The organism is Streptomyces sp. 13-12-16, from assembly GCF_002114215.1.
In the GTDB taxonomy this organism is placed as follows: domain Bacteria; phylum Actinomycetota; class Actinomycetes; order Streptomycetales; family Streptomycetaceae; genus Streptomyces.
The window spans coordinates 1-1,653 of sequence record NZ_NCTE01000606.1 but is presented as its reverse complement, the minus strand read 5'-3'; the positions used below and the strand labels follow the sequence as shown (position 1 = coordinate 1,653).

Annotated in this window: 2 protein-coding genes; both read right to left on the bottom strand. The window is 73.6% G+C overall.

All coding sequences use genetic code 11. The features are described 5' to 3' along the window. The coding region (locus tag B7767_RS24090; RefSeq protein WP_085574039.1) for an MFS transporter at positions 1 to 1,227 on the bottom strand (1,227 nt) is incomplete at its 3' end. An 11-nt stretch (positions 1,228 to 1,238) separates the two neighbouring features. Next, on the bottom strand, positions 1,239 to 1,653 hold a 415-nt coding region (locus B7767_RS24085; RefSeq protein WP_107486291.1), incomplete at its 5' end, for a TetR family transcriptional regulator.

Sequence of the window (1,653 nt, the reverse complement as noted above, 5' to 3'; positions counted from 1 at the left end):
CGCCGTCTCGGAGACGGGGGAGGCCGCGCCCGCCTGTTCCTTGGGGACGCTGGAGAGGATCACGTCGGCGGTCACCGTGAAGGAGAAGCCGGCGCCCAGGCCGACCACCAGCAGTGCCGCCCCGAGCAGGGGGTAGCCGGTGGACTCGCCGATCACCGTCAGCGCGGCCAGCGCCAGGCCGATGGCCGCCAGCCCTCCGGCGACGACCGAGCGCACCGACCAGCGCCGGGCGGCCCGGCCGGCGACAAGTCCGGCCGCCACCGCGCCGATCGCGGCGGGCAGTTCGGCCAGTCCCGCCTCGAACGGGCGCCTGCCCTGTACGAGTTGCAGGTACTGCGAGAGGAAGAAGACCAGTCCGGACAGACCGAGGATGGTCAGCAGGTCGGCGAGCACCGCTCCGCTGAACCCGCGGTGGCGGAACAGCCGCATGTCCAGCAGCGGGACCGGGAGGGCGAGCTGACGGCGTACGAATCCGTACAGGGCGCCCGCGCCCAGCAGCCCGGCGGCCAGGGCGGGCCGGGCGAAGCCGTGGCTCGCGGTCTCCTTCACCGCGTACACGACGCCGACCATGCCGACCAGGGACAGCACGACACTGGTCAGGTCCCAGGGGCCGGGGGCCGGAGTGCGGGACTCGGGGAGCAGCTTGACGCCGACGGCCACCAGGACGGCCATCACGGGCAGGTTGATCAGGAAGACCGAGCCCCACCAGAAGTGTTCGAGCAGGAAGCCGCCGAGGACCGGCCCGACGGCGGTGCCCGCGGAGGCGGTCGCGCCCCAGATGCCGATGGCGAGGCTGCGTTCGCGCGGGTCGTGGAAGAGGTTGCGGATCAGGGCGAGGGTGGCCGGCATCAGGGTGGCGCCGGCGACACCGAGCAGGGCCCGCGCGAGGATCAGCACCTCGGGCGTGTGCGCGTAGGCGTTGAGCACGGATATCGCGCCGAACGCGGTGGCGCCGCAGAGCAGGATCCGCTTGCGGCCGACGCGGTCGCCGAGGCTGCCCATGGAGACGAGCAGACCGGCGATCACGAACGAGTAGACGTCCCCGATCCACAGCAACTGGGTGCCGGTGGGGGCGAGGTCCTCGCTGATGTACGGGGTGGCCAGGCCGAGGACGGTCGCGTCGACGGCCACCAGCAGCACGGCGAGCACGAGGACGGAGAGGGCGAGCCACCGGCCCGGCCGCCTCACCGTCCCGGTCGTGGTCCCGGGCCGCAGGGCGCTGGTCATGATTCCTTCCTTCACGCCGGGGTGTCCGGGCGTCGTACGCCGCCGAGCAGCAGCTCGACGATCATGTGGGTGAAGTCCTTGGGGGCGACCCGGCCCTCGGCCACGGCCCAGGCGGCGGAGGCGAGCAGTCCGTAGAGCGCCTCGGTGAGCCAGGCCGGGGTGAGGTCGATGCGGAACTCCCCGCTCGCCTGGCCGCGCCGGAACAGCGTGGCGATGCGCTCGTCGATCGCGGCCCAGCCCTCGTTCTGCTCCTCGCCCTCGAACAGCTGGTTCTCGGTGTAGAGGAAGGCGAGCAGGGGGGCGTGCGGTTCGATCGCGGCGACCAGGCGGCGCACGGCGTCGGCGGCCGGCCCCTCGTCGGGCCGGGCGGCGGCCAGGGCGGCCTCGCACTCGGCGATCCCGAGCGCCTCCAGCGCCCGGACCAGC